Origin of the sequence: Methylobacterium sp. CCH7-A2, from assembly GCF_001557075.1 — a bacterium.
Classification (GTDB): domain Bacteria; phylum Pseudomonadota; class Alphaproteobacteria; order Rhizobiales; family Beijerinckiaceae; genus Allobosea; species Allobosea massiliensis.
The window spans coordinates 19,477-45,631 of sequence record NZ_LSKN01000290.1; the positions used below are offsets into that span (position 1 = coordinate 19,477).

Sequence of the window (26,155 nt, forward strand, 5' to 3'; positions counted from 1 at the left end):
GACCCGGGTTCCACCGAGAGATTGGGAGCGAGATGGCATGCGTCAAGAGCGGATCTGGTGCAATAATTTTGCATGACGGTTCTTGACGTCGGCCAGGCTCGCTCCCACCTCGGGCGCACCCGCTGATCCGGGCCCCTCTGGCGAGCGCTGCCGGCGCGCTCGCGATGTCGGATCGTTTTCCGATGTCGCGTCCGGCTGATGGTCGATCATGGATTTCGCCTTCTTCGCCGCCGACTGGCTCGGCAAGCCCGCCTGGATGTGGCTGGCCTTCATCGGCATCGTCGCGGCCCTGCTCGCCTTCGATCTCGGCGTGCTCCACAAGGAGCACAGGCCGATCGAGGTCCGCGAAAGCCTCGTCCTTTCGGGCACCTATATCGGCCTGGGCCTCGCCTTCGGCGCCTGGGTCTGGTGGTATCTCGGCGCCGAGCCCGGCATGAACTACCTGACCGGCTTCGTCGTCGAGAAGACGCTGGCGCTCGACAACGTCTTCGTCATCGCGCTGATCTTCGCCTTCTTCGCCGTACCCGCGCATTACCAGCACCGCGTGCTGTTCTGGGGCATCCTCGGCGTCATCGTGCTGCGCGCGATCATGATCGGGCTCGGCGCGACGCTGGTCTCGCAGTTCGGCTGGGTGCTCTACATCTTCGCGGTCTTCTTGATCGTCACCGGCGTGAAGATGCTGGTGATGGGCGACAAGCCGCCCGCGCTCGAGAACAACGCCCTGATCCGGCTGATGCGGCGGCGCTTCAACGTCACCGACGAGCACCATGGCGAGCGCTTCTTCGTGAAGCAGCCCGATCCGGCGACCGGCAGGCCGGCCTGGTTCGTCACGCCGCTCTTCATGGCGCTGATCGCGATCGAGATCGCCGACCTGATCTTCGCGGTCGACTCGGTGCCGGCGATCTTCGCGATCACGACCGACCCGTTCATCGTCTACACCTCGAACATCTTCGCGATCCTCGGCCTGCGCGCGCTGTATTTCGCGCTGGCGGCCGTGATCGAGCGCTTCCGCTATCTCAAGCCGGCTCTCGCGATCGTGCTGGTCTTTATCGGCTCGAAGATCTTCATCGCCGACCTGCTCGGCTTGGAGAAGTTCCCGCCGGCCGTCTCGCTCGGCGTCACGCTCGGCATCATCGCGGCCGGCATCGTCTGGAGCCTGTTCAAGACGCGTGGCGGCAGCGCCCGGGCGGGGGCGGCCTGAGCCTCAGGCGCCGATCGCCCGCTTCAGGCCGCGGATCGCGGCTTCCGGCGTGGTCACGACGCGAAGCCCGGTCGCCGCCTCGATGGCGGGCCGGGCGCGGGCGAGCGAGAACTGCCCGAGGATCAGCGTGTCGATCCCTGAGAGCTTGGCGGCCGCCTTGGCCGCCAGCCGGTCATGGGTGGCGCCGTCGCCCCCCTTCAGGGCAGCAAGCGCACCCTCGACCATGACGCCAGTGACCTCGACGGGGCCACCCGCCATCTCGCGGATCTCTTGCGTGAGCGAGGGCAGGGAAGGGGCGAAGGTCACCATCAGACCGATCCGCCCGCCCAGCGCCAAGGCTTCGGCGAAGGCGGATTCGTTCGGCCGCAGCACCGGGATCGGCAGCGCCCGCTTCACCTCGTCGATGGCCGGCCCGAAGGCGGAGCAGGTGAAGAGGATGGCCCTGGCCGGTCCGCTGGTGGCTTCCGTCGCCGCCGCATAGCGCCCGAGCGTCAGGAAGCGCTCGGTCATCGCCTCATCGAGGCGCCCTCGCGCCGCGAGATCGGTGGCGAGCGAGGTGTCGAGCAGGTCGAAGGCCTTGGCCTCCGGCCAGTGCGCGGCGAAGGCGGCCCGCGCCGGCAGCACGGATTCCTCCAGCGCGTGAATGAGCGCGATGCGCGGGGCGGTGTCGGAGATAAGGGTCATCGGGTCGTCGACCTCGTCACGCGCTGACCAGTGTGCGGGCCTTCAGCACGGCCAGCAGACCTTCGTCGCGGCGCGCTTCCAGTTCGGCGATGCTGCGCCCCTGCGCCTCTTCGGCGACGCCGGCAACGATCTTCGCCTGCGTCTCGGCATCTAGCGAGGGATCGCCGAGCGACTGCCAGCGCCGCACCTGGCTGGGGCCCAGATGGGCGAGATAGCCGGCGATCCCGCCTTCGCCGCCGCCGAGATGATAGGTCATGTGCGGCCCCATCAGCGCCCAGCGCAGGCCCGGGCCGTTGCACAGCGCCGCGTCGATGTCGGCGACGCTCGCGACGCCCTGCTCGACCAGATAGACCGCTTCACGATAAAGCGCCGAAGCCAACCGATTGGCGATATGGCCGGGCATTTCGCGGTTGAGCACCACGGGCCGGCGCCCGAGCCCGCGATAGAAGGCGGCGGCCCGCTCGACGACGCCCTCATCCGCGCCGACCAGTTCGACCAGCGGCACCAGATGCGGCGGGTTGAAGGGATGGGCGACGACGACCCGCTCCGGTCTCGCGCAATCGGCGACGATGGCGCTGCGCACCAGCGCCGAGGTCGAACTGGCGATGATCGCGTCGGGCGGCAGAGCCGCATCGATCTGCGCGAGCAGCGCGCGCTTGACCGCCTCGTTCTCCGGCCCGTTCTCCTGGACGAAGCCGGCGCCGGCGAGCGCCTCTGCCAGATCGGTCGAGAAGGAGACGGCGCCGTTTCCCGTCAGGCCGAGTTCCGTCAGCTGGCTCCGCGCCCGCTCGACATGGCCGAGGAAGCGCTCCCGCGCTACCTCATGCGGGTCATAGGCGCTGACGGCCAGGCCATGGGCGCTGGCGAGCGCCGCCCAGCTCGCGCCGATCATGCCGGCGCCGACGATGGCGAGATGCTGGACGGGCTGGCTCATGACGGTCGGACCCTGGCGCTCACTCTGCCTTGATGCCGCTGGTCTTGATCAGATCGCCCCATTTGGCAATCTCGCTGTCGATGCGCGCGGCCGCTCCGGCGGGCGTGCTCGGCTTCGGCACCACGCCCTGCAGCGCCAGCGCCTCCTTGAGCTTCGGGCTCTGCAGGGCCTTGTTCAGCTCGGCGTTGAGCTTGTCGACGATCGGCTGCGGCGTGCCGGCCGGCGCCAGCATCCCGAACCAGGACGAGACTTCGAAGCCGGCGAGCCCCTGCGAGATCGCCGTCGGCGTCTCCGGCATGAAGGGCGAGACCTCGGTGCCCGTGGTGGCGATCGCCCGCAGCGTCCCGCCCTTCACATGCTGGAGCACGGCAGGAATGGTGTCGAACATGATCTTGACCTGGCCGGCGACCATGTCGGTCATGGCCGGGCCGGAACCGCGATAGGGCACCACCGGCATCTTGGTGCCGGCCTTGAGGTTGAAGAGTTCGCCGGAGAGATGCTGCGGCGAGCCCTGACCCGAGGAGGCGTAGGAGTACTCTTCGGGCTTCGCCTTGATCAGCGCGATCAGCTCGGGGACCGTCTTGGCGGACACCGAGGGGTGGACGACCAGCGCCAGCCCGACATTGCCGGCGAGCCCGACGGGCACGAGGTCCTTCTTCAGGTCGAAGCCCGGCTTGGCTTGCAGGCTCATATTGATCGAGTGGCTGGTCAGCGCTCCGAGCAGCAGCGTGTAGCCGTCCGGCTGCGCACGCGAGGCCGCCGCCGCCCCGACGCTGCCGCCGGCGCCCGCGCGGTTCTCGACAACCATGCGCTGACCGAGGCTGTTGGACATCTCTTCCGCCACGACGCGGCCGATGATGTCGGTGGCACCGCCCGGCGCATAGGGCACGACCAGCGTAATCGGCTTCTGCGGATAGGCCTGGGCGAAGGCGCTGCCGGGGAGGGCGAGCGACAGGCCGGCGATGAGGCAGACGAGATGGCGGCGGTCGAGCATGGGAGTGTCCTCCGAAAGGGGGTCGCAAAGGGCCGGTTGATCCGGTCTCGTCCGAGAAGCTTGGGCCGGCCTGGCCGGTCAGCAGAAATCGAAGTCGCAGCCTTCGTCCGCCTGCAGGACGGTGGTGAGGTAGAGATGGCGATAGCCGCGGCTCTCCTGAGTGAGATGGGCCGGCGGCTGCCACTCGCCCTTGCGCCGCTCCAGTTCGGCCTCGTCGACGAGCAGCGCGATCTCGCGCGCCTCGACGTCGAGCCGGATCAGATCGCCGTCGCGGACGAGTCCGAGCGGCCCGCCGACGGCCGATTCCGGCGTGATGTGTAGCACGATGGTGCCGAAGGCCGTCCCGCTCATGCGCGCGTCGGAGATGCGGACCATGTCCTTGACGCCGGCCTGGGCCAGCTTCTTCGGGATCGGGATATAGCCGGCCTCCGGCATGCCGGGCGCACCCTTCGGCCCGGCATTGGTCAGGACCAGCACGTCGTCGGCCTTCACGTCGAGCGCCGGATCGTCCATGCGCCGCACCATGTCCTCGACCGAGGCAAAGACCACTGCGCGGCCGGTATGCTTGAGCAGGGCGGGAGAGGCGGCCGAATGCTTGATCACCGCGCCGCCCGGCGCGAGATTGCCGCGCAGCACGGCCATGCCGCCGGTCGGCTTCACCGGGCTCGCGGCGCTGCGGATGATGGTCTGGTTCGGGATGTCCTCGGCCGCATCGGCGATCTCGCCGATCGTCCGCCCGTCGATGGTCGGCGCCGAGCGGTCGAGATGATCGCCCAGCTCCTTCATCAGCTTGGGCACGCCGCCGGCCCAGTGGAAATGCTCCATGTAGTGGTCGCCGGATGGCTTCAGGTCGATCAGCACCGGCACCTTTCGGCCGATGGCGTCGAACTCCTCGAGATCGATCGAGAGGCCGGCGCGCCGCGCGATGGCGGCCAGATGCACCAGCCCGTTGGTCGAGCCGCCGATCGCCTGCAGCACCGTCAGCGCGTTGCGGAAGGCCGTCTTCGTCAGCAGGTCGCTCGGCTTCGGCCCGCCCTTGGCGAGGCGCACCGCCTCGCGCCCGCTGGCTTCGGCGGCGCGAATGCGGTCGGCATGCGTGGCGGGGATGGTGCCCGAGCCGGGTAGCGCGATGCCGAGCGCCTCGACCAGGCAACCCATCGTGCTCGCCGTGCCCATCACCATGCAGGTGCCCTGGGTAGGCGCGAGGCGCCCGCTCAGAACCTCGATCTCGGCCTCGTCGATCTGTCCGGCGCGGTGCTGGCCCCAGAGGCGACGGCAATCGGTGCAGGCGCCGAGCACCTCGCCCTTGTGGTGGCCGACGAGCATCGGCCCCGTGATCAGCTGGATCGCCGGGACATCGGCGCTGACGGCGCCCATGAGCTGGGCCGGAACCGTCTTGTCGCAGCCGCCGATCAGCACGACCGAGTCGCAGGGCTGGGCGCGGATCATCTCCTCGGTGTCGATTGCCATCAGGTTGCGAAGGAACATCGAGGTCGGGTTGGCGAAGGATTCGTGGATGGAGATCGTCGGGAACTCCATCGGCAGGCCGCCCGCCAGCATCACGCCGCGCTTCACCGCCTCGATCAGCCGCGGCACGTTGCCATGGCAGGGATTGAAGTCGCTGAAGGTGTTGGTGATGCCGATGATCGGCCGGTCGAGCGCATCATCCGAGAAACCGGCGGCCTTGATGAAGGCCTTGCGCAGGAACAGCGAGAAGCCGGGATCGCCATAGGTCGCGAGATTGCGGCGCAGGCCGCGTGCCGCAGGAGCCGTGGATGGGGTATCGTCGTCGGAAGCGCTCATGTCGGCAGCTTTAGGGCTGTCGCCATCATTGTCAACAATCCTGGCAAAGGTTACGATCGGGCATGCCGGATACCGCTCTCAAGGCCCAGACCGCCGACCGCGTCCGCTCCGTCGCCGCCATGCTGGAGGAGGAGATCGTCCTCGGCTGGCTCCTGCCGCGCGAGCGCCTCGTCGAGGAGGAGCTCGCGGAACGGCTCGGGGTGAAGCGCCATGTCGTGCGCGAGGCGCTGGCGGAACTGGAGCGGGTCGGGCTGGTCGAGCGCATCCCCAACCGCGGCGCGGTGGTCCGGCTGCTCGACCCCGCCGAGGTCCGTCAGATCTATTCCGTCCGCGAGGTGTTGGAGACGCTCGCCGCCGAGCAGATTCCGCTGCCCATTGCACCGGACGTCCTGGGCCCGCTGCGCGCCTTGCAGCAGCTCCATGCCGAGGCGGTCGCGGCGGGCGATGCGCGGGGCGCCTTCCGGGCCAATATCCGCTTCCACGAGACGCTGTTTCGCGCCTGCGGCAACCCTCATCTGGTCGAACTGATCCAGGGGCTCGCCCAGAAGGTCCATGGCGCCCGCTCGATCACCGCCGCGAGCCCCGAGCATCTGGCGCTCGCGCGCGACGAGCATGCCGCGATGGTCGAGGCTCTGGCGGCGGGAGACCGCGGCCGTCTCGTCGCGCTCTGCCGCCAGCATCTCGGCCCCTCGCGCGATGCCTATATCGCGGCCGTCGAGACGCGTTTCGCCCGGCGGCCTTGATCCGCCGCAAGGCGGCGATGGTTCAGCGGGCCTAGCTCTGCCGGGCAGCAAAGGCCGTCCGGCCGCCGGATAGCCGCGAGCGGGAGAACGTCCATGACGATGGTCGACGAGAAGGCCGCCGTCCTGGAGCGAGCGGCGACGCCTGTGCCGCTCCACGCCCGCGACGACGTTCACCAGCACGCGCCTTTCGAGCCTCTGGCGGTCGCCCGCATCGCCGTCGCGGCGCTGGGAGCCGCGGCCGTGTGGTTCCGGGTCTACGAGCCCATCCCACAGGTCAGCGTGATCGGCCTTCTGGCGCTCGCCTTCAGCGTCTGGCCGGTGCTGCGGGAAGCCCTGGCCAATCTTCTCGCGCGTCGCATGACCATGGAACTCTCCATGCTCATCGCTATCGCCGCCGCCGCCGCGATCGCCGAGATCTTCACCGCGCTCGTCGTCACCCTCTTCGTCCTGGTCGCCGAGGAACTCGAACATCTGACGATCGCCCGCGGCCGCCGCGCGATCGGCGATCTCGTGGCCTTCATTCCGCGCGAGGCGCGCGCCCGGCGCGGCGACGGAACCGTGACAGTGTCCGTCGACGAGGTCGCGATCGGCGACATCGTGCTGGTCAATCCGGGCGAAAAGATCCCGGTCGACGGGGTCGTCACCGACGGTCACTCGATGGTCGACCAGTCGCGCATCACCGGCGAATCCATGCCTGTCGACAGAGCGGTGGGCGACGCCGTCTATGCCGGCTCGATCAATCATATGGGCGCGCTGGAGATCGCGGTCGAACGCATCGGGCGCGACACCAGCTACGGCCAGATCATCGAGGCGGTGGAGGCGGCCGAGCAGAGCCGGGCCCCGGTCCAGAAGCTCGCCGACCGGATGGCGGGCTACCTCGTCTATGCCGCCGCCTTTGCCGCCTTGATGACCTGGCTCATCACGCGCGACCTGCGCGACACGATCTCGGTCATCATCGTGGCCGGCGCCTGCGGCATCGCGGCGGGCACGCCGATCGCCATCCTCGGCGGCATCGGCCGCGCGGCGCGGCTCGGCGCGATCATCAAGGGCGGCATCCATCTCGAGACGCTGGGGCAGCTGGATACGCTGGTCCTCGACAAGACGGGCACGCTGACGCTCGGCCAGCCCGGTGTCGAGCAGATCCTGCCGGCTCCGGGCGTCGATCCGCTCGAACTGCTGCGGCTGACCGCAGCGGCGGAATTGCGCTCCGAGCATCCGCTGGCCCGCGCCGTCGTCGAGGAGGCGAGCGCGCGGGGTCTTTCGGTGCCGGAACCGTCTTCGGCCGAGTTCAAGCTGGCGCGCGGCATCACGGCCGTGGTCGAGGGCCGTGTCGTGCTGGTCGGCAATCGCCCGCTGCTCGCGGAGGCGGGCGTGGCGGTGCCGCCCCGCGACCACCCGGTCGTCGGCTCGGACATCGTCGTCGCGGCGGACGGGCGCTTCCTCGGCGAAATCATCGTCGCGGACGCCCTGCGACCCGAGGCTGCTGCTGCGATGGCGGCGCTGGCCGGCATCGGTGTCAGGACGCTTCTGTTCTCGGGAGATACGGCCGTGGTCGCGACGAGCGTCGCCCGCCAGATCGGCATTGCCGAGGCGGTCGGCGACATGCTGCCGCAGGACAAGCTGGTGCGGGTGCGCAAGCTCGTCGAGGAGGGGCGCGTCGTCGGCATGGTCGGTGACGGCGTCAACGACGCGCCGGCGCTCACGGCCGCCAGCCTTGGCATCGCCATGGGCGCGGGCACCGACATCGCCAAGGAGAGCGCCGACATCATCCTGATCGGCAACGACCTGCTCAAGCTCGTCGAGACGCTGCGGATCGCGAGACGGACGCGCCGCGTCATCTGGCAGAACTTCGCCGGAACGCTCATCGTCGACGCGGTCGGCATCGCGCTGGCGGCGACGGGGCATCTCGACCCGCTCATCGCGGCCTTCATCCATGTCGGCTCGGAGCTGCTCTTCCTCGCCAATGCAGCGCGGATGCTGCCGCGGGGCGAGGAGGAGCCGGCGCCGGTTGCGGCATCGGCCATACCCGCGACCTGAGGCCGGTCGGTCCGGCTCAGGCGGCGCTGACCATGGCGGCCTGGAGACGCGACACGTCGATCCGTGCCGTCAGCGGCAGATGGTCGGAGGCCTTCCTCGCCAGCGGCGTATCGTGGACCGCGAGTTCGGAGATCAGCCCGTCCGGCCAGGCCAGGATGCGGTCGAGGGGCAGCATCGGCCGGCGCGAGGGGAAGCTCGGCGGGTGCTTCATGTCGGCGAAATGCGGGACGAGCACATCAAGCGCAGAGCGGCGGCCGCGCCGCCATTCGTTGAAGTCGCCGAGCAGGATCGTCGGCATCGGCGTGAGCTCGAGGAAGGCGTGCAGCAGCGTCGTCGCCTGGTCGATGCGCGAGCGCCGCAGCAACCCCAGATGCGCCGCGATCACACGGAACCGCCCCTCACCGAGGTCGAGCTCCGCCACCACCGCGCCGCGCGGCTCGACGCCGGGCAGCTTCAGCCGGAAGCGCCGGTAGGAGAGGGGCTCGCCGCGCACCAGCAGGGCGTTGCCGTGCCAGCCATGGCCGTCGACCACATCCGATTGGACGAGCAGGTGCAGGCCCGTCTCGCGCAGGATGGCGGCGGGATCGAGAAGGCCCGTGCGCTGCCCGAAGCGCCGGTCGACCTCCTGCAGCGCCACCAGATCCGCGCCGATCTCGGCCAGCACGGAGACGATCCGGTCGGGACGTACGCGCCTGTCGGTGCCGCGGCATTTGTGGATGTTATAGGATGCGACCTTCACACGACCTCGCTCACAGATAGGGCATCAGCAACCGCGCCGCGGCATCGCGAATCTTGACGATCGGCCAGCGCGCGTCGATCTGCTCCAGTGTCACGGCCTCGCCCCGCTTGGCGTCGATCAGCGCTGCGATGCGACCCGCCAGCTCCGGGTCGTACAACTCCATGGTGATTTCGAAGTTCAGGCGCAGGCTGCGCGCATCCCAGTTGGCGCTGCCGATCAGGCTCCAGCCGTCGTCCACCGTCGCCAGCTTGGAATGGTCGAACGGGTCGGGCGAATGCCAGATCCGGCAGCCCGCCTTGAGCAGGGGGCGGATGTGGGCCTGCATCGCCCAGCCCATCAGGCGGTGGTTGTTGCGCCCGGGAATCACGATATGGACCTCGACCCCGCGCAGCGCGGCGAGTTGCAGGGCGGTGATGATCTGCTCGTCCGGCAGGAAATAGGGGGTCGCGATCCGCAGGCTGGAGGAGGCCGTGTTGATGGCCGCCAGCAGCACCAGCATCAGCTGGTCGACGCTCTGATCGGGGCCAGAGGAGATGACCCGGGCCGGGGCGCCCCCTTGGGGCGGGATCGCCGGGAACCAGGCTTCCCCATCCAGCGCCTCGCCGGTCGAGAAGGTCCAGTCGTCCTGGAAGCTCTCCATGACCTGGCGCACCACCGGCCCCTCGACGAGGAAATGCACGTCGCGTACCGGCTCGGCCGGCCGGTCGGCCAGGCAGTTCTCGCCGCCGATGTTCAGCCCGCCGATGAAGGCCCGGCAGCCGTCGATCACCAGGATCTTCTTGTGCAGGCGCAGGTCGAGCAGCGGCATCTTCCACGGCATCAGCGAATGCAGGTAGCGTGCCGCCGGCACGCCCTCGCGCCGCAGCGCATGATAGGCCCGCGAGAACAGGAATCCCCCGCCGAAGCCGTCGATCAGCACGCGCACGGCAACGCCGCGGCGATGCGCCGCCACCAGCGCCGCGACGAAGCGCAGGCCGCGCTCGTCGGTGCGGAAGATGAAGGTGGACAGCGCGACGCTCGTCGTGGCGGCCTCGATCGCGGCCAGCATCCGCGGATAGGCCTCGTCACCGCATTCGAGCACGGCGGAGACCGTGCCGGGCTCGGGGCGGGTGCGGGTAATGCGTCCCACCGCGCGCTGCAGGCTGCCCGTCGGGCCGGCCGCGACGGGGCTTCTCTGGCTGCGGGCGGCCTCCTCGGCGCCGCGCAGCCGCCGGGCCCGGCGCTTCACGCGGTTGATGCCGAAGCCGAAATAGAGCAGCGGCCCGAAAAAGGGCGACAGCCAGGCCAGCCCGATCCAGCCGATCGCCGCCGGCACGTCGCGCTTGCGCATCAGCGCATGGATCGTCACCGTCCCCGCCGTGGCGACATGGATCGCCGTCAGCAGCAGCGGGCCTTGGCTGGCGAGGCTGGAGATCAGCGCGGCGTCGTCCATTCCCGGCATCTACTATGAAGCCGCGCTCTTGGACATAAGCCAGAGCGTCGCTTGAAGCCGCCGCGCCTTCAGCGCACGCCCTTCTTGGTCGTATAGCTCGGCAACTCCACCGAATCGCGAGCGTTCCATGCCCAAGCTCTGCCAGTTCACCTCGCCGGCCGACGGCAAGCCGGTTTACGTCAATCCCGACCGGGTCAGTGTCGTCTACACCTTCAAGGGCGAGCCGCCGGATACGATCATCGCCTTCGGCAAGGACTTCATGCTCGGCGTCGCCGAAAGCCTCGAGGAAACGGTTGCCCGCCTTGAGGCCGCGACGGCGGCGCCGCCCTCGATCGGTTGATCCGGTTCCGGCTCAACCCGCCATCGGGCGCGCGTGCGGAGGCACGTCGCTGCGGTCGAACACGTCCGGGAAGCGCTCCGCCAGCCGGGGCAGGGCGCTCAGGATCTCGCGCAGATGGGTGCGCATCGCCGCCTCCGCCCGCTCGGGATCGCGCGCCTTGATGGCGTCGAGAATGGCCTCGTGCTGGGCGATCAGCAGCGCCAGCGGCGAGGCGTCCGGCAGGCTGAGATAGCGCACCCGGTCGGTCTGGGCGCGCGCGCTCTCGACCACGCGCAGCGCCGGGTCGCATTCGACGCAGTCGGCGATCGCGCGGTGAAACGCCTCGTCCAACGCGTAGAAGCGGCTCGAGTCGCCGGCCTCCGCCGCCAGCTTCTGCTCGGCGACCAGCTGCTCGATCCGCGCCACGCCGGCGGGATCGATCAGTTCGGCGGCGCTGCGCACCAGCGCGCATTCGATCGCCTCGCGCACGAAGCGGGCGTTGAGCACCTCCCGCACCGAGATCTTGACGACATAGGTGCCCCGGCTCGGCAGCACCTGCAGCAGGCCGGCCTCGGCCAGCTTGATGAACGCCTCGCGCACGGGCTGGCGGCTGACGCCGTAGCGCAGCGCGACCTCCTTCTCCGACAGGGCCTCGCCGGGCTTCAGGCGCATCTCGATGATCGCCTGCCGCAGGATCTGGATGATCTGCGGGACGATGGGGTCCGCCAGCTTCAGCGCAACAGGGCCGTTCATCCGTCTTGCCTTCTCCGACGCTCCGGCTATCATACCGGTATGGTGCCATACTTCAATGCGTCCCGAGACGCAGGAAGCACCGCAGGGAGGCTATCAGATGTTCACCGTCAACCGGCGCACGCTGTGCGCGATCGCGCTCGCAGCCGGCGTCATGGCGCTTCCGGCCGCGGCCCAGGCCCAGGCCCAGCTCAACGTCAACACCGCGCTCACCCGGGACGACCCGCTCTACAAAGGGCTGGAGCGGTTCCGCGACCGCGTCGCCGAGCGTTCCAAGAACCAGCTCACCATCCGCATCTTCCCGGGTTCGCAGCTCGGCAAGGACGAGGACGTGCTGGAGCAGGCGCGCGCCGGCGCCAATGTCGCCGTCGTGGTCGATGGCGGCCGTCTCGCCGTCTTCGTCAAGGAGTTCGGTGTTCTCAGCGCGCCCTATCTCGCCGACGGTTTCCAGGGCGTGCGCAAGGTCGTGACCTCGCCGCTCTTCGAGACCTGGGTCGCCAAGTTGAGGACGACGTCGGGCCATCAGGTCCTGTCGTTCAACTGGTGGCAGGGCGACCGTCATCTGATCACCAACAAGCCGGTCACGGTCCCGGCCGACCTCGCGGGCATCCGCATGCGCACGCCGGGCGCGCCGGTCTGGATGGAGACTATCCGCGCCATGGGCGCGACGCCGACGCCGATGGGCTGGGGCGAGGTCTACCCGGCCATGCAGCAGAAGGTCATCGACGCGGTCGAGGCGCAGCACCCCGCCACCGTCGGCTCGAAGCTCTACGAGGTTGCCAAGCACGTCACCAAGACGAGCCATTTCAACCTGATCACCGGGATCGTCACCAGCGCTGCCTGGTTCGACAAGCTCACCCCCGAGCTGCAGAAAATCCTGCGCGAGGAATCGCTGGCTGCCGGTGATTACGCCTCCAAGCTGACCGAGGACTCGCTCGTCGGTTTCGAGGAGACCATGAAGAAGAACGGCATGACCATCGCCGAGGTCGACAAGAAGCCCTTCATCGACGCGACCCAGGGGGTCTACGAGAAGCTCGGCTACAGCGACCTGCGCGCCGAGGTTCTGAAGATCCTGAAATAACAGGGCCCGAGCGGTCCTCTGCCAATCCGGCGGCGCGCGCCCAGCGCGCCGCCGCCCTTCCGCGCGCATCGATCGGGCCCCGCCGCCATGTCGCAATTTCTGATTTCGGCCGAGTTTCTCGTGGCCAAGCTGCTTCTGGCGGCGATCGTCGTTCTCGTCTTCATAGCCGCCCTGGGGCGCACCTTCGGCTACCCGCTGATCTGGTCGATCGACGTGGCGCAGCTGCTCTTCATCTGGGTCTGCTTTCTCGGCGCCAACCGCGCCATGCGGCTCAAGGCCCATATCGGCGTCGATCTGTTCGTCCGGAAGCTGCCGCGCACGCCGCGCTGGCTCGTCGAGATCGCACTCGCGCTGCTGGCCCTGGCCTTCCTCATTGCGCTCGCCGTCTCGGGCTATCGGCTGACGATCCTGAATTGGCAGCGCGTCTATGGCGACAGCGGCATCTCCTATGCCTGGGTCACCGCGGCGGTGCCAGTCGGCGCCGCGCTGCTGGCCGTCACCATCGCGGTCAATCTGGTCCATGCGCTGCGGACACGCTCGCTGGTCTTCTATGCCGATCGGAGCCTCGACCGCTCCGACAGCCAGCTCGGGTGAGGCCCAAACCATGCTGACACTTTGGGGTCTCTTCTTCCTGCTGATGTTCCTCGGTCTGCCGGTGGCGCTGGCCATCGGCATGTCCGGCTTTTCCTTCTTCGTCCTCTCGGGCTCGATCCCGCTTGGCATCGGCGTCCAGCAGATCGCTACCGCCTCGCAGAGCTTCCCGCTGCTGGCCGTGCCCTTCTTCGTGCTGGCCGGGCACATGATGAACAAGACCGGCATCACGCACCGGTTGATCGCCTGCTCCAACGTGCTGGTCTCCTGGATGGCGGGCGGGCTCGCCCAGGTCTGCATCCTGCTCTCGACGCTGATGGGCGGCGTCTCCGGCTCGGCCGTGGCCGACGCCGCCATGGAGGCGCGCATCCTCGGCCCGGACATGATCCGCCGGGGCTATTCGAAGGGCTTCACCTGCGCCGCGATCGCGGTCGGTTCGCTGATCACGGCGACGATCCCGCCGAGCCTGGGCCTGATCCTCTACGGCTTCGTCGGCAACGTCTCGATCGGGCGTCTCTTCCTGGCGGGCGTCATCCCCGGTCTGCTGATGATGGCCGCCCTGATGACCGTCGTCTGGCTCGTCGCCCGCAAGCGCGGCTACCATTCCGCCACGAAGGAACTGCCGAGCGGCCGGGCGGTCTGGCGCGCCGTGGTCGACGCCAAATGGGCACTGCTGTTCCCGCTCGCGCTGCTGTTCGGCATCCGCGCCGGCATCTTCACCCCCTCCGAGATCGGGGCCTTCGCGGTCGTCTACGCGGTCGTCGTCGGCGTTTTCCTGCACAAGGAACTGACCTTCGAGAGCTTCATGGAAGCGCTCGGCGAAGGCGTGCTCGATGTCGGCGTGATCATGCTGATCATCCTGCTGTCCGGCATGGTCGGCTACGCACTGATCTTCGAGCAGGCCCCGCAGGAGGTCGCCGAATGGATGCTGGGCCTGTCCCAGAACCCGCTGGTGATCGTGGTGCTGATCCTGGTCTCGCTGCTGATTGCAGGCTGCTTCGTCGAAAGCACGGTGCTCGTGCTGCTGCTGACGCCGATCTTCGTGCCGATCATCACCAAGCTCGGCGTCGACCCGGTGCATTTCGGCATCCTGATGATGTCGATCGTGACGCTCGGCTCGATGACGCCGCCGGTCGGCGTGGCGATGTACACGGTCTGCTCGATCCTCGATTGTTCGATCGAGGAGTACTTCGTCGAATCGCTGCCCTTTATCGCCGCGATCCTCGCCGTGGTGTTCTTCCTCGCCCTGTTCCCGGGCGTCGTGCTGTTCCTCCCCAACCTCCTGATGTGATCCGAGATCGATTCGATGAAACAGACCTGGCGCTGGTTCGGCCCCGACGACGCCGTCACCCTCGCCGCCGCCCGCCAGGCCGGCGCGAGCGGCATCGTCACCGCGCTCCACCACATCCCCTATGGCGAAGTCTGGAGCGTCGCCGAGATCGAGAAGCGCAAGGCAGAGATCGCGGCGCCCGGCTTCGGCCTCGACTGGTCGGTGGTGGAAAGCCTGCCGATCCATGAGCGGGTCAAGCTGGGGGAGGGCGATCTCGAGCCGATCTTCGCCAATTACCGGCAGTCGATGGCGAATCTCGCCGCCTGCGGCCTGAAGACGATCTGCTACAACTTCATGCCGGTGCTGGACTGGACGCGCACCGAACTCGACCATCCGCTTCCGGCCGGTGCGCGAGCGCTGCGCTTCAACGCCCATGAGTATCTGGCCTTCGACTGGCTGATCCTGGAGCGTTCCGGTGCGGGGGAGGGCCAGTCTCCGGAGCTGCTTGCCAGGGCGAAGGCCTGGTTCGACGCCTCGACGCAGGCCGACCGCGACCGCCTGCTCGCCAACATCATGGCGGGCCTGCCGGGCGCTTATGACCGCTACGACGTGCCGGCCTTGCGCGGCATGCTGGCGCGCTATGCCGGCATCGACGCCGACGGTCTGCGCGCGAACTTCGCTCGCTTCCTGCGGGCCGTGGTCCCCGCCGCGCAGGAACTCGGCATCCGCCTCTGCGTGCATCCGGACGACCCGCCGCGCCCGCTCTTCGGCCTGCCGCGCATCGTCTCGACGCAGGCCGACATCGAGGCCGTGCTCGGCATGGTCGATCTGCCGGCCAACGGGCTGACGCTCTGCTCCGGGTCGCTGGGCGCGCATCCGGACAATGACGTGCCCGCGATCGCCCGCCGCTTCGCCGACCGGATCTGGTTCGCGCATCTGCGCAATGTCGCCAAGGATCCGGACGGTTCCTTCATGGAGGCGGAGCATCTCGGCGGCGACACCGACATGGTCGCGCTGATCGCCGCCCTGCTCGACGAGGAGGCGCGGCGCAAGGCCGAGGGGCGCGCCGACTGGGAAATCCCGATGCGGCCGGACCATGGCCACGAGATCCTCGATGACATCGGGCGTGGCAGTTTCCCTGGCTATCCGGCGATCGGGCGCCTGCGCGGTCTGGCGGAGCTGCGGGGCGTCATGACGGCGCTGGCGCACACGCCGGCCGCATCGCGGCCTGGCTGAACCGGCTCTCGTGGCGTCCTAGCGAGGGCGCCACGGCTCGCCCTGTCAGAGAACCTCGCGCACGCGCAGCAGGGTCGAATCCATATGCAGGCCGATGATGCGGCTGAGTTCTGCCGCATCGCGCTTGAGCAGGGCCGCCATCATCTCCTCGTGCTCGGCGACCGCGCCGGCCCATTTCACCGGCCCCTCATTGCCGACGAAGCGCAGGCGCTTGATCCGCGACTGCAACGTGCCGTGCATCTCCATCAGCACCGCGTTGCCCGAGGCCGCGACGATGGCGCTGTGGATGGCCTGGTTGAGCTTGAAATATTCGAGCCGGTTGCGCGTCTCGTAAAGCGCCAGCATCTGCCTGTGAAGGGCATGGATCCCCTCGATCGTCGCGTCGGAGGCCGTCTCGCAGGCCATGCGGCCGGCGAGCTGTTCGAGTGTCTTCAGCACCTCCAGCACATCCGCGAGATCGCGGGCCGAGAAGCGCCGCACGATCGCCCCCTTGGCGGGGAGGATCTCGACCAGCCCTTCGCTGGCGAGCGTCTTGATCGCCTCGCGCAGGGGCGTGCGCGAGACGCCGAGCTGGGCGCCCACCAGCCCCTCATTGATGCGCTGGCCGGGTTCCAGCCGCCCCTCGATGATCATGTCGCGGACCCGTTCGAGCACCTCGTCATGGAGCGTGCGTCGCGTGATCCGGGGGTAGTCGATTGCAGGCTCGCTCATCGCGGTGTCACCGATCCTGTCTTTCCGCCGGTTACGGCATGGGAACCGGATGCTGTCAAACGCCGGGGCCGGTTTCGGCGGCGAAGAGTGCGTCCTGGCGCCGGCGCATCGCCAGCAGGCCGGAGCTGCCGTCGATCTCGACATCGCCGAGGCGGATCGCCTCGCCCGCCTTGACCGCGCGCACGAGGCGTCGGTCGGCGGCGAGATAGAAGGGCGCCGGCCGGTCCTCCGCCAGTGGCGCGGCCGGGCGGACCTCGGCGCCGACATCCGCGATGCTGTGGTGGTGTCCGCCCATCGTCAGCACCGTCCCGGCCGGAAGATCGGCCTGCGCCACGGCCACCAGATCCTGCCGCGGCCGGTAATCCTCGCCATAGCCCGAACGCCCCAGGCCGGCGGCATCCAGGACCGAGGTCGCGACCTCGACGCCGAGCAGATGCCGCGGCAGATAGAGCATCGCCGTCTTGCCCGAGCGCGAAACGACATGGCCCTTGCCGGCGAGCATCTCCCAGGTCTCGGCATTGTCACAGGTCACGGCGATGAAGACGCCGCCCGCGAAGCTCGCCTCTTCGGCCAGCCGCAGATGGTGGAAGACGTCGATGCGCCGTAGGCCGGCCATCAGCCCGCCCTGGCTTCGCAGGGCAAACAGATCCGCCAGCTCCGGAATCCGCGCCGGCGGCGCATGAAAGTCAGGCCGGTCGGCCTGGAAGCCGAGCGCATTGGCGACCAGCGTCATCTCGCAGAGATCGGGAACGGCCCGCAGCGGGAAGGCCTGACCCAGGATCCGCGCCCGCGCGGCGGCGGCCTCGGCCGGCGATCCGCCGCCCAGCCAATGGTCGCGCAGCGCCGGGAGCGCGTGCGTCACGCCATTGCAGGTCACGGCGCCGGTGCCGGGGTCGAAGACGAAGTCGTACTCGCTGGACTTGCCGATGGCGATGATCTCAAGGCCGAGCACCTCCGCCCAGCTCGCCAGCCCGATGAGCAGGCTCGGCTGGTCGCCATCGACCGGTGTCACCACGACCCCGGCGTCGCGCGCGAGCCGGGCTAGGCCCGGCCCGACGACGCTGTCGGCCTCCTTCGAAACCAGCGCGACATGGCGCTTGGCCTCGATCGCCAGCAGGCTGTGGCGGGTCGCGGCCTCCGGGCTGCCCGTCGCCTCGGCAAGAAGCTGGAAGGGGAGGGCGATGACCGTCTCGAGCCGCCCCGCGGCGACGCAGCGACCGGCTTCCCAGGCGGCCCGGGCCTCGGCCGGCGTCTCGCAGAGCGCGATGTCGTGCTTGTCGCAGCCCGCCGCCGCGAAGGCACGACCGGCCGCTTCCGCGGTCACATCGACCGCGATGCGCGCATTCACAAGCGGGATCTTGCGGGCCTGGGCGAGATAGCTCCGGCCGAAGCCGCCGCTGCCGACGAGGCAGGTCTCGATCGGCTGCCGGATGCCGGCGTAATGGTCGTGAAAATTCATCGGCTCCTCCCGGGCGGCTCTTCGATCTCGGCGACCACCTCGCACCGCAGTCCTACCGCAATCTAGATATGCTGCATACAGCATACTTGTGAGGGCGAGATGGCTGTGTTAGCCAGAGGCCATGACGACCCGTGAGGCAGGGACAGGGAGCCGGGAGATGGACGAGCGCATGACGGCCGAACTGCCGGTGATCGCGGTGGCGATGGGCGACCCCTCGGGCATCAGCCCCGAGCTGACCGCGCGCATTCTGGCCGAGCCCGACCTGCGTGGCGCGGCGCGCTATGTCGTCTTCGGCGATGCGCGGCTTCTCGCCCTCGGCATCGCCGATTCGGGCGTCGATCCGCAGGTCCGCGTGGTCCGCGACGGCGAACCGCTGCCACTCGGCGAACGCCCCGTCTTCATCGATCTCGGCAATCACGACCCTGCTGCCTTGCAGCGCGGCAAGGCGACGCTCGCCGGCGGCAAGGCTGCGACCGAGAATTTCCGTCGCGCTCTGCAGTTTGCCGCGGCCGGGGAGGCCGATGCGGTTTTCTTCACGCCCTTCAACAAGGCGGCGATGCGCTTCGCCTATCCGGGCTATGACGACGAGATTCGGTTTGTGCGCGACGCCATCGGCTTCGATGGGCCGGCGAGCGAGTTCAACATCCTCGGCAAGCTCTGGAATGCGCGCGTCACCTCGCACATCCCGCTCTCGGAGGTCGCCGCCAACATCACCCAGGAGCGCATCCTGCGGGCGCTGTCGCTGGCGGACGCCAATCTGCGCGCTGCCGGCTTCGAGCCGCCGCGAATCGCGGTCGCGGGCATCAATCCTCATGCCGGCGACGGCGGCAATTTCGGACGCGACGAGATCGACACGATCGAGCCGGCCGTGCAGGCCGCCAAGGCCAAGGGTTTTACCGTCGAGGGGCCTTTTCCCTCCGATACGGTCTTCCTGCGCGCCCGCAACGGCGATTTCGACGCCGTGCTGACGATGTATCACGACCAAGGCCAGATCGCGATGAAGCTGATCGGCTTCGACAGCGGCGTCACCCTGATCGGCGGCTTCCCCTTCCCGATCTGCACGCCCGCCCATGGCACGGCCTATGAGATCGCCGGCAAGGGCATCGCCAATCTCGGCGCCACGCGCGCCGCGCTCGGCCTCGCCATCAAGATGGCGCAGGACGGCAAGGCGAGGGCCAAGGCCGCCGCCTGACACCGACATCCGTTCCAAGGCCGCCGCCCAAGAGCGGCCATGAAACCAATCACCCAGGGAGAGAACGCATGAAGAGCTTCAGCATCGCAGCCGCGCTCGCCGGCGCCATCGCCATCGGCGGGGCCGGCAGCGCCCAGGCCTGGCAGCCGACCAAGCCGGTCGAGTTCGTCGTCACCTCGGGTGCCGGTGGCGGCACCGACAACTTCGCCCGGATGGTTCAGTCGATCATCAGCAAGCACAAGCTGTTCGACCAGCCGATCGTGGTGGTGAACAAGGGCGGCGGCTCGGGCGCCGAGGGCTATATCCACGGCAAGGCCGGCAAGGGTGACGCGCATCGCGTCATCTTCGGCACGAACAACGCCTATCTGCTGCCTTACGTCGCCAAGCTCGGCTACAAGGTCTCCGACCTCACTCCCGTTGCCGCGCTCGCGCTCGACGAGTTCCTGCTCTGGGTCAAGGGCGACGCGCCCTATGCCGATGCCAAGAGCTACATCGAGGCGGTCAAGGCCAAGCCGATGGGCTTCAAGATGGGCGGCAGCCAGTCCAAGGACACCGACCAGACGCTGACCATGATGATCCAGGACGCCACCGGCGCCAAGATGATCTACGTCCCGTTCCAGGGCGGCAGCGCCGCCGCCGTCCAGCTCGCCGGCGGCCACATCGACTCCAACGTCAACAATCCCAACGAGAACATCGGCCAGTGGAAGGCCGGGCAGGTGAAGCCGCTCTGCGTCTTCTCGCCGGTGCGCCTCGCCAAGGGCGAGCCCGTCTTCGAGGGCAAGGGCTGGGGCGATATCCCGACTTGCAAGGAGGCAGGCCTGCCGATCGAGACCTTCCAGATGCCGCGCACTGTCTGGCTGCCGGCCGACGTGCCCGCCGACGCGGTTGCCTTCTATGAGGGCGTGCTGGAGAAGGTCTCGAAGACGCCGGAATGGCAGGAGTTCATCACCCGCACCGCGCAGACCGGCCGCTTCATGAAGGGCAAGGAGCTGGCCGATTTCGTCGCCAGGGACGACGCCGCCAACAAGAAAGTCTTCCAGGCCGAGGGCTGGGTCGTCAACTGATCCGACCTGTCTGACCAAATCCGGACGGCCACGGCCGTCCGGTTCTGCCGCCGACCTCTCTCCCCGCCAGTTTCGAGCGGCCGTCCCGGCCGGGAGGAAACGCCCCATGATCACGCGCTTCTGGGCGGAAACCGCGACCGCATTCGTCACGCTCGCTTTCGGGCTGATCGTCGTCTGGGGCGCGCTGGATTTCGGTATCGGCTGGGATACGTCGGGCCCGCAGCCGGGCGCCTTTCCATTCTACACCGGTGCGCTCGTAGCGCTCGCCAGCGTCGGGACGCTCGTCGTCACCTTCGTCCAGCGCCTGCGCGGAGGATCCATCGTCGGGGAAATTTTCCTCGACCGCGAGCGAGCCGGACGTGTCGTCTCGTTCTTCGCCCCGCTGGTCGGCTTCGTGCTGATCACCGCCTTCGCGGGCATGTATGTCGCGACGATCGCCTACCTGCTCTACGCCATGCGCTTCCAGGGCGGCTATGGCTGGCTGGTCTCGATCGCCAGCGCGCTCGGCGCCGCCATCGTCTTCTACATCGTGTTCGAGCGCTTCTTCCAGATCGGCCTGCTCAAGGGCCCGGTCGAGCGCATGCTCGGGCTCTGAGGCCCACCGTTCGCCAACGAGGACGCTGCCATGGATAACGTCGCCTCGCTGATGCACGGCTTCTCGGTCGCGCTCACCACCCACCACATCCTGCTGATGATGGCGGGCGTTCTGCTGGGCATCCTCGTCGGCGTGCTGCCCGGCCTCGGCGCGCCCAACGGCGTCTCGCTGATGCTGCCGCTGACCTTCACCATGGACCCGGTCTCGGCGATCATCCTGCTGACCTCGCTCTACTGGGGCGCGCTCTTCGGCGGCTCGACCACCTCGATCCTGTTCAACATCCCGGGCGAACCCTCCTCGGTGGCGACGACCTTCGACGGCCACCCCATGGCCAAGCAGGGCCGCGCGACGGAGGCGCTCTCATTCGCCTTCCTCTCGGCCGGCATTGGTGCGCTGGCCGGCGTCATCCTCATCACGCTGCTTTCCGGCTGGGTCGCGAAATTCGCGCTGCGCTTCTCCTCGCCGGAGTATTTCGCGGTCTACTTCATGACCTTCGCGAGCTTCATCGGCTTGGGAGGCGCTTCGCCGTTCAAGGCGATTGTCTCCATGGGCGTCGGCTTCGCGCTCGCCTCGGTCGGCATGGACTCGGTGTCGGGCAATATCCGCCTGACCTATGATTTCGACGTGCTGCTCGGCGGCATTTCGTTCCTGATCGCGGTGATCGGGCTGTTCGGCATCGGCGAACTGCTGCTGACGATGGAGGAGGGCCTGCGCTTCGAGGGCGTCGCCGCCAAGGTCCGCGTCCGCGATGTCCTGCTCACCGCCGCCAAGCTGCCGCGCTACTGGCTCGCTTTGCTGCGCTCGAGCGCGATCGGGATCTGGATGGGCATCACGCCCGGCGGGCCGACGGCGGCCTCCTTCATGAGCTACGCCATGGCCAAGCGCTCCTCGCGCAACCCGGCGAAATTCGGCAAGGGCGAGCCCGAGGGCGTGATCGCGCCGGAGACGGCCGACCACGCTGCCGGATCCGCCGCGATGCTGCCGATGCTGGCGCTCGGCATCCCGGGCTCGGCGACGGCGGCCGTGATGATGGGCGGCCTGATGATCTGGGGCCTCAACCCTGGTCCCATGCTGTTCATCGAGCGGCCCGACTTCGTCTGGGGACTGATCGCCTCGATGTATCTCGGCAATGTCGTTGCGGTGGTCGTCGTGCTCGCGACCGTTCCGCTCTTCGCCTCGATCCTGCGCATTCCCTTCTCGATCGTCGCGCCGCTGATCGTGATGATCTGCTTCATCGGTGCCTATACCGTCGCCAGCAAGGAGTTCGACATCTGGGTCGCGCTGGCCTTCGGCATCGTCGGCTATGTCTTCAAGAAGCTCGACTATCCGATCGCGCCGCTGATCCTGGCGATGGTCATCGGCGACAAGGCCGAGGACGCCTTCCGCCAGTCGATGATCTTCAGCCAGGGTTCGCTCTCGATCTTCTGGTCTAACCCGCTGGTGACCACGCTGATGGGCATCGGGCTGGCCCTGCTGCTGCTGCCGCTGATCGGCTCGGCCATCCGCTCCCTGCGCGGCCGGGCCGTGACGGCCGCGGTCAAGGGCTGAGCCGCGTCATGCCGCTGCCGATTGTGGGATCAGGCGTAACGCGTTACGCTTGTTTCGCGAAACCGGAGGCCGGCTCATGTCCTTGGCCGCAGAACGAATGCGCGAGATGCGCCGGCGACGACGCGAGCAGGGGCTGCGCGAGGTTCGCATGCTTCTTCCCGACATGCGGTCCGCTGAAGTGCGGGAGCGGATCGCTCGTCAGTCCGCCGCCCTCGATCCCGTCGATGAAGCCGAGGCTCTCGCCTGGATCGAAGCAGTCTCCGAGTTCGATAACCCCGATCCGTCGGAAAAGTGGTGAAGCGCGGCGACATCGTCATCGTCGCTGCCTCTGGGGACTACAGCAAGCCGAGGCCGGCCGTCGTCGTGCAATCCGATGGCATGCCTGCCAACCATCCTTCCGTCGTGGTCTGTCAAATGACCTCGCTGCTGAGCGAGGCTTCGGACTTTCGCATCACTCTCGAGCCGAGCGCCGGCAATGGTCTGCGGTTGCGCTGCCAGATCATGGTCGACAAGCCGACCACGGTGAAAGCCGAGCGCGTTTCCCGCTCGATCGGCCGACTGACGACGGAAGAATTGTCGCGCCTGGACCGAGCCTTGGCCGCTGTCCTGGGCTTCGCTGACTGATCACGCCGCCTGCACGAAGGATCACCACCATGACCGAACCCTACAAGGGCATCCTGCCGATCGCCCCGACCATCTTCCACGACAACGGCGACCTCGATCTCGAGGGCAACCGCCGCGTGATGGACCTGATGGTCGACCAGGGCGTCGACGGCATCTGCATCCTCGCGAACTTCTCGGAGCAGTTCCTGCTCACCGACGCCGAGCGCGAGCAGGTGATGCATCTCTCGCTGGAGCAGGTCGCCGGCCGCGTGCCGGTGATCGTCACCACCTCGCATTTCTCGACCCGCATCGCCGCCCAGCGCGCGAAGGCCGCCGCCGATGCCGGTGCCAAGATGCTGATGATGATGCCGCCCTATCACGGCGCCCTCCTCAAGGCCGACGAGCAGGGCATGGTCGAGCATTTCAAGCAGGTTGCCGACGCCTGCGGGATCCCGATCATCCTGCAGGACGCTCCCCTGTCGGGCGTCACGCTCACCGTGCCCTTCATGATCCGGCTGGCGAAGGAGGTGCCGCTCGTCCGCTACTTCAAGATCGAGGTTCCGGGCACCGCCAACAAGCTGCGCGCGCTGATCGAGGCCGGCGGCGATGCGGTGGTGGGACCCTTCGACGGCGAGGAGGCGATCACGCTGATGGCCGATCTGGACGCCGGCGCGACCGGCACGATGACCTCCGCCATGATCCCGGATCTTATCAAGCCGATCCTCGCCGCCCACGCGGCCGGCGACCGCAAACAGGCCGCCGCGCTCTATGCGAAGGTGCTGCCGATCATCAATTACGAGAACCGCCAATGCGGCCTGCGCTCGGCCAAGGCGGTGATGAAGGAGGGCGGCGTGATCCGGTCGGAAGCCGTGCGCCACCCGCTGACGCCGCTGCACCCCAAGACCCGCGAGGGGCTGATCGAACTGGCGCGCGAGCTCGATCCGCTCGCCCTGCGCTGGGGGAAATGAGCGGGGCGGGGCGCCCGCGACCCGCCGCCGGCCACTTGACTAGAAATTGACCTTGTCGGCACCCTTGAGCTGCAGCATCTCGCGGGCGTCGGCGGGTGTCGCCACGTCGAGGCCGAGCCCCTCGATGATCATCCGGGCGGCTTTCACCTGGTCGGCGTTCGACTTCGCGAGCTGCCCCGGCCCGAGCCACAGGGAATCCTCCAGCCCGACGCGCAGATTCGCGCCCATCGCGACCGACATCGCGGCGATGGGAAGCTGGTGACGGCCGGCGCCCAGGACGGACCAGTGATACTGGTCGCCGAACAGCCGGTCGGCCGTGCGCTTCATGTGGACGACGTCCTCAGGGTGCGGCCCGATCCCTCCGAGGATGCCGAAGACGGACTGCACGAAGAAGGGCGGCTTCACCAGCCCGCGATCGACGAAATGGGCCAGCGTGTAGAGATGGCCGATGTCGTAGCACTCGATCTCGAAGCGCGTGTTGTTCTCGGCGCAGGTGGTGAGGATGTTCTCGATGTCCTGGAAGGTGTTCTTGAAGATCCGGTCCTTCGAGCCTTCGAGATAGGGCCGCTCCCAATCGTGCTTGAAGTCCTTGAACCGGGCCAGCATCGGGTAGAGCCCGAAATTCATCGAGCCCATGTTGAGCGAGGCGACCTCGGGCTTGAAATGCGCGCAGGGGCCCAGCCGCTCCTCGACGCCCATCGTCGGCGCGCCACCGGTGGTGATGTTGATGACGCAGTCCGAGCGCTGCTTGATCACCTTCAGGAAGGGCTCGAAGGCTTCCGGCGACTGGTCCGGCTGACCGGTGACCGGGTTCCGGGCATGGACATGCACCAGCGCCGCACCCGCCTCCGCCGCCCCGACGGCGGCCTCGATGATCTCGTCCGGCGTCACCGGCAGATGCGGCGACATCGAAGGCGTATGGATCGCGCCGGTGACCGCGCAGGTGATGATGACTTTGCGGTTCTTCGCCATGGCGGGGGCATCCTTTTGGCTGTTCGTATTGTCTGTCGGCTGATCGTCATTGCGAGCGGAGCGAAGCAAACCAGGAGGACGTCGAGCGCGGCCGCCCCTGGATTGCTTCGCTGCGCTCGCAATGACGGCTGAGGCTATTCATTCCGGCTTGCTTTGCGAGGCGCGCTTGTGCGCCTGCAGCGCCGCCAGCCGCGTGTCGCGCCAGTCGCTGAGGCGCTTCACCCGCTCTGGCGACTGCGCGCCGCGCCATTCGCTCATCACGGTCTCGACCGTCGTCGCGTCGAACGGATTGCCCAGCCCTTCGGAGGACTTCACCATGCGATCGAGCGAGGCCGAATAGCGCGCGCAGTAATCGGGGATACCGCCGGGCGCGTTGAGTTCGATCGTCTCGAACGGCCCCATGAAGGACCAGCGCAGACCGAGGCCGTCGCGGATCGTCTTGTCGACATCCTCGGCGCTGGCGACCCCCTCGCCGACGATCCGGAAGGCCTCGGCCAGCAGCACGGCCTGCAGACGATTCAGCACGAAGCCGGGCTTTTCCTTGCGCAGCACGATCGGCACCTGGCCGGCCTGCTCGTAGATCGCCCGCGCCCGCTCGACCACCGCCGGGTCGGTCCAGGGCGCCGGCGCCAGCTCGACGATGGGCACGAGATGGGGCGGGTTGACCGGATGCGCGACGAGGCAGCGCGCCCGGCCTGCGAGAGCCTCGCTGAACACCGAGGCCATGATAAAGGAGGTCGAGGAGGCCAGGATGGTCGAGGGCGGACAGATCGCATCCATCTCGGCGAAGAGCTGCTGCTTCGCCGCGACGGTTTCAGGCCCGTTTTCCTGCACGAGGTCGGCACCCGTCAGGACATCGGCGAGGTCGCCGGCAACGCGGATGCGGGCCAGCGATCCCTTCGGGTCCTCGACCAGCCCATGGCCGGCAAGCTCATCGAGATTGGTGCCGATATGCGCTCGAGCGGCCTCCGCGGCGCCGGGCGCGACGTCATGCAGCGCGACCGAACAGCCATGGCTGGCGAAGACGGTGGCCCAGGCGCGGCCGATCAGGCCTGAACCGACGATGGCGATGTGGGTCATGACGCGGCGTTCCGTTGGACGATGCAAGGTCGGTCAAGTGATCCGTCATGCTCGCCCTTGTGGCGAGCATCCACGTCTTCGGCGTAGCGCTCGATGGCGGAAGATGTGGATGGTCGGGACAAGCCCGACCATGACGCGGAGGGTGCGGC

27 protein-coding genes are annotated in these 26,155 nt (G+C 68.2%); 15 read left to right on the forward strand and 12 right to left on the reverse strand.

What is annotated here, in order from left to right:
- Positions 1–42: 42 nt before the first annotated feature.
- Positions 43–210, reverse strand: a complete 168-nt coding sequence (locus tag AX750_RS26295; RefSeq protein WP_156446637.1) for a hypothetical protein — start codon at positions 208–210, stop codon at positions 43–45.
- On the opposite strand from AX750_RS26295, the gene AX750_RS22095 reads away from it, so the two are divergent.
- Positions 209–1,201, forward strand: coding sequence for a TerC family protein (locus tag AX750_RS22095; protein ID WP_066724348.1), 993 nt, complete (start codon positions 209–211; stop codon positions 1,199–1,201). The genes AX750_RS26295 and AX750_RS22095 overlap by 2 nt on opposite strands.
- A gap of 3 nt (positions 1,202–1,204) precedes the next feature.
- On the opposite strand, the gene AX750_RS22100 is transcribed toward AX750_RS22095, so the two are convergent.
- The 4 genes from AX750_RS22100 to AX750_RS22115 all read right to left on the reverse strand — a co-directional run bounded on the left by AX750_RS22100 (position 1,205) and on the right by AX750_RS22115 (position 5,616).
- Entirely contained in the window at positions 1,205–1,885 is a 681-nt protein-coding gene (locus AX750_RS22100) for an aspartate/glutamate racemase family protein (RefSeq protein ID WP_066724346.1), read from the reverse strand.
- A gap of 16 nt (positions 1,886–1,901) precedes the next feature.
- Positions 1,902–2,819 carry a 3-hydroxyacyl-CoA dehydrogenase NAD-binding domain-containing protein gene (locus AX750_RS22105; RefSeq protein WP_066724344.1) on the reverse strand — a complete coding sequence of 306 codons (918 nt, stop codon included), beginning with the start codon at positions 2,817–2,819 and terminating at the stop codon, positions 1,902–1,904.
- A gap of 19 nt (positions 2,820–2,838) precedes the next feature.
- Positions 2,839–3,813 (reverse strand): tripartite tricarboxylate transporter substrate binding protein, encoded by a 975-nt coding sequence (locus AX750_RS22110; protein WP_066724336.1) that lies wholly within the window; start codon positions 3,811–3,813, stop codon positions 2,839–2,841.
- Positions 3,814–3,891: 78 nt separating this feature from the next.
- A complete protein-coding gene (locus tag AX750_RS22115; protein ID WP_066724334.1) occupies positions 3,892–5,616 on the reverse strand; it encodes an IlvD/Edd family dehydratase in 1,725 nt (574 codons plus the stop codon).
- A gap of 62 nt (positions 5,617–5,678) precedes the next feature.
- Here AX750_RS22115 and AX750_RS22120 point away from each other — a divergent pair, with 62 nt between their 5' ends.
- The gene (locus AX750_RS22120; RefSeq protein ID WP_066724332.1) at positions 5,679–6,359 is read left to right on the forward strand and encodes a GntR family transcriptional regulator; all 681 of its coding nucleotides are present in this window, start codon (positions 5,679–5,681) and stop codon (positions 6,357–6,359) included.
- Positions 6,360–6,452: 93 nt separating this feature from the next.
- Positions 6,453–8,396, forward strand: coding sequence for a cation-translocating P-type ATPase (locus tag AX750_RS22125; RefSeq protein WP_082735103.1), 1,944 nt, complete (start codon positions 6,453–6,455; stop codon positions 8,394–8,396).
- A gap of 16 nt (positions 8,397–8,412) precedes the next feature.
- Here the strand turns inward: AX750_RS22125 and AX750_RS22130 are convergent, their stop codons facing one another.
- Positions 8,413–9,135: an endonuclease/exonuclease/phosphatase family protein gene (locus AX750_RS22130; RefSeq protein WP_066724330.1), complete on the reverse strand. Its 723-nt coding sequence runs from the start codon at positions 9,133–9,135 to the stop codon at positions 8,413–8,415.
- Positions 9,136–9,145: 10 nt separating this feature from the next.
- Positions 9,146–10,567, reverse strand: coding sequence for a phospholipase D-like domain-containing protein (locus tag AX750_RS22135; protein ID WP_156449891.1), 1,422 nt, complete (start codon positions 10,565–10,567; stop codon positions 9,146–9,148).
- Between the two features lie 127 nt (positions 10,568–10,694).
- Between AX750_RS22135 and AX750_RS22140 the strand changes: the two genes are divergently transcribed.
- Positions 10,695–10,907, forward strand: a complete 213-nt coding sequence (locus AX750_RS22140) for a hypothetical protein (protein WP_066725044.1) — start codon at positions 10,695–10,697, stop codon at positions 10,905–10,907.
- Between the two features lie 12 nt (positions 10,908–10,919).
- Here AX750_RS22140 and AX750_RS22145 read toward each other — a convergent pair whose 3' ends face one another.
- Complete coding sequence (locus AX750_RS22145; RefSeq protein ID WP_066725042.1) at positions 10,920–11,639, reverse strand: GntR family transcriptional regulator; 720 nt, start codon at positions 11,637–11,639, stop codon at positions 10,920–10,922.
- A 97-nt stretch (positions 11,640–11,736) separates the two neighbouring features.
- On the opposite strand from AX750_RS22145, the gene AX750_RS22150 reads away from it, so the two are divergent.
- The 4 genes from AX750_RS22150 (at position 11,737) to uxuA (ending at position 15,814) form a co-directional block, all read left to right on the forward strand.
- A complete protein-coding gene (locus tag AX750_RS22150; protein WP_066725046.1) occupies positions 11,737–12,717 on the forward strand; it encodes a C4-dicarboxylate TRAP transporter substrate-binding protein in 981 nt (326 codons plus the stop codon).
- Positions 12,718–12,804: 87 nt separating this feature from the next.
- On the forward strand, positions 12,805–13,311 hold the full coding sequence (locus AX750_RS22155) for a TRAP transporter small permease (protein ID WP_066725041.1): 507 nt from the start codon (positions 12,805–12,807) through the stop codon (positions 13,309–13,311).
- Positions 13,312–13,321: 10 nt separating this feature from the next.
- A complete protein-coding gene (locus tag AX750_RS22160; RefSeq protein WP_066725038.1) occupies positions 13,322–14,599 on the forward strand; it encodes a TRAP transporter large permease in 1,278 nt (425 codons plus the stop codon).
- 15 nt (positions 14,600–14,614) lie between these two features.
- A complete protein-coding gene (uxuA, locus tag AX750_RS22165; RefSeq protein WP_066725035.1) occupies positions 14,615–15,814 on the forward strand; it encodes a mannonate dehydratase in 1,200 nt (399 codons plus the stop codon).
- A gap of 45 nt (positions 15,815–15,859) precedes the next feature.
- Here the strand turns inward: uxuA and AX750_RS22170 are convergent, their stop codons facing one another.
- Both AX750_RS22170 and AX750_RS22175 read right to left on the reverse strand, forming a co-directional pair.
- Positions 15,860–16,525: a GntR family transcriptional regulator gene (locus AX750_RS22170; RefSeq protein WP_066725033.1), complete on the reverse strand. Its 666-nt coding sequence runs from the start codon at positions 16,523–16,525 to the stop codon at positions 15,860–15,862.
- A gap of 55 nt (positions 16,526–16,580) precedes the next feature.
- Positions 16,581–17,984 (reverse strand): flagellar biosynthesis protein FlgA, encoded by a 1,404-nt coding sequence (locus AX750_RS22175; RefSeq protein WP_067254961.1) that lies wholly within the window; start codon positions 17,982–17,984, stop codon positions 16,581–16,583.
- 157 nt (positions 17,985–18,141) lie between these two features.
- Here AX750_RS22175 and AX750_RS22180 point away from each other — a divergent pair, with 157 nt between their 5' ends.
- The 7 genes from AX750_RS22180 to AX750_RS22210 all read left to right on the forward strand — a co-directional run bounded on the left by AX750_RS22180 (position 18,142) and on the right by AX750_RS22210 (position 23,954).
- Positions 18,142–19,176 carry a 4-hydroxythreonine-4-phosphate dehydrogenase PdxA gene (locus AX750_RS22180; RefSeq protein ID WP_245282492.1) on the forward strand — a complete coding sequence of 345 codons (1,035 nt, stop codon included), beginning with the start codon at positions 18,142–18,144 and terminating at the stop codon, positions 19,174–19,176.
- 68 nt (positions 19,177–19,244) lie between these two features.
- Complete coding sequence (locus AX750_RS22185) at positions 19,245–20,240, forward strand: tripartite tricarboxylate transporter substrate-binding protein (protein ID WP_082735102.1); 996 nt, start codon at positions 19,245–19,247, stop codon at positions 20,238–20,240.
- Between the two features lie 106 nt (positions 20,241–20,346).
- Positions 20,347–20,835: a tripartite tricarboxylate transporter TctB family protein gene (locus AX750_RS22190; protein ID WP_066721258.1), complete on the forward strand. Its 489-nt coding sequence runs from the start codon at positions 20,347–20,349 to the stop codon at positions 20,833–20,835.
- Between the two features lie 30 nt (positions 20,836–20,865).
- Positions 20,866–22,383 carry a tripartite tricarboxylate transporter permease gene (locus AX750_RS22195; protein WP_066721260.1) on the forward strand — a complete coding sequence of 506 codons (1,518 nt, stop codon included), beginning with the start codon at positions 20,866–20,868 and terminating at the stop codon, positions 22,381–22,383.
- Positions 22,384–22,459: 76 nt separating this feature from the next.
- Positions 22,460–22,681 (forward strand): antitoxin MazE-like protein, encoded by a 222-nt coding sequence (locus AX750_RS22200; protein WP_245282493.1) that lies wholly within the window; start codon positions 22,460–22,462, stop codon positions 22,679–22,681.
- Positions 22,678–23,007 carry a type II toxin-antitoxin system PemK/MazF family toxin gene (locus AX750_RS22205; RefSeq protein ID WP_066721262.1) on the forward strand — a complete coding sequence of 110 codons (330 nt, stop codon included), beginning with the start codon at positions 22,678–22,680 and terminating at the stop codon, positions 23,005–23,007. The genes AX750_RS22200 and AX750_RS22205 overlap by 4 nt, the downstream gene beginning before the upstream one ends.
- Positions 23,008–23,036: 29 nt before the next feature.
- On the forward strand, positions 23,037–23,954 hold the full coding sequence (locus tag AX750_RS22210) for a dihydrodipicolinate synthase family protein (protein WP_066721264.1): 918 nt from the start codon (positions 23,037–23,039) through the stop codon (positions 23,952–23,954).
- A 39-nt stretch (positions 23,955–23,993) separates the two neighbouring features.
- Here AX750_RS22210 and AX750_RS22215 read toward each other — a convergent pair whose 3' ends face one another.
- Both AX750_RS22215 and AX750_RS22220 read right to left on the reverse strand, forming a co-directional pair.
- Complete coding sequence (locus AX750_RS22215; protein ID WP_066721266.1) at positions 23,994–24,926, reverse strand: 3-keto-5-aminohexanoate cleavage protein; 933 nt, start codon at positions 24,924–24,926, stop codon at positions 23,994–23,996.
- A gap of 138 nt (positions 24,927–25,064) precedes the next feature.
- Positions 25,065–26,006, reverse strand: a complete 942-nt coding sequence (locus AX750_RS22220) for a 3-hydroxyacyl-CoA dehydrogenase (RefSeq protein WP_066721268.1) — start codon at positions 26,004–26,006, stop codon at positions 25,065–25,067.
- Between the last annotated feature and the right edge of the window lie 149 nt (positions 26,007–26,155).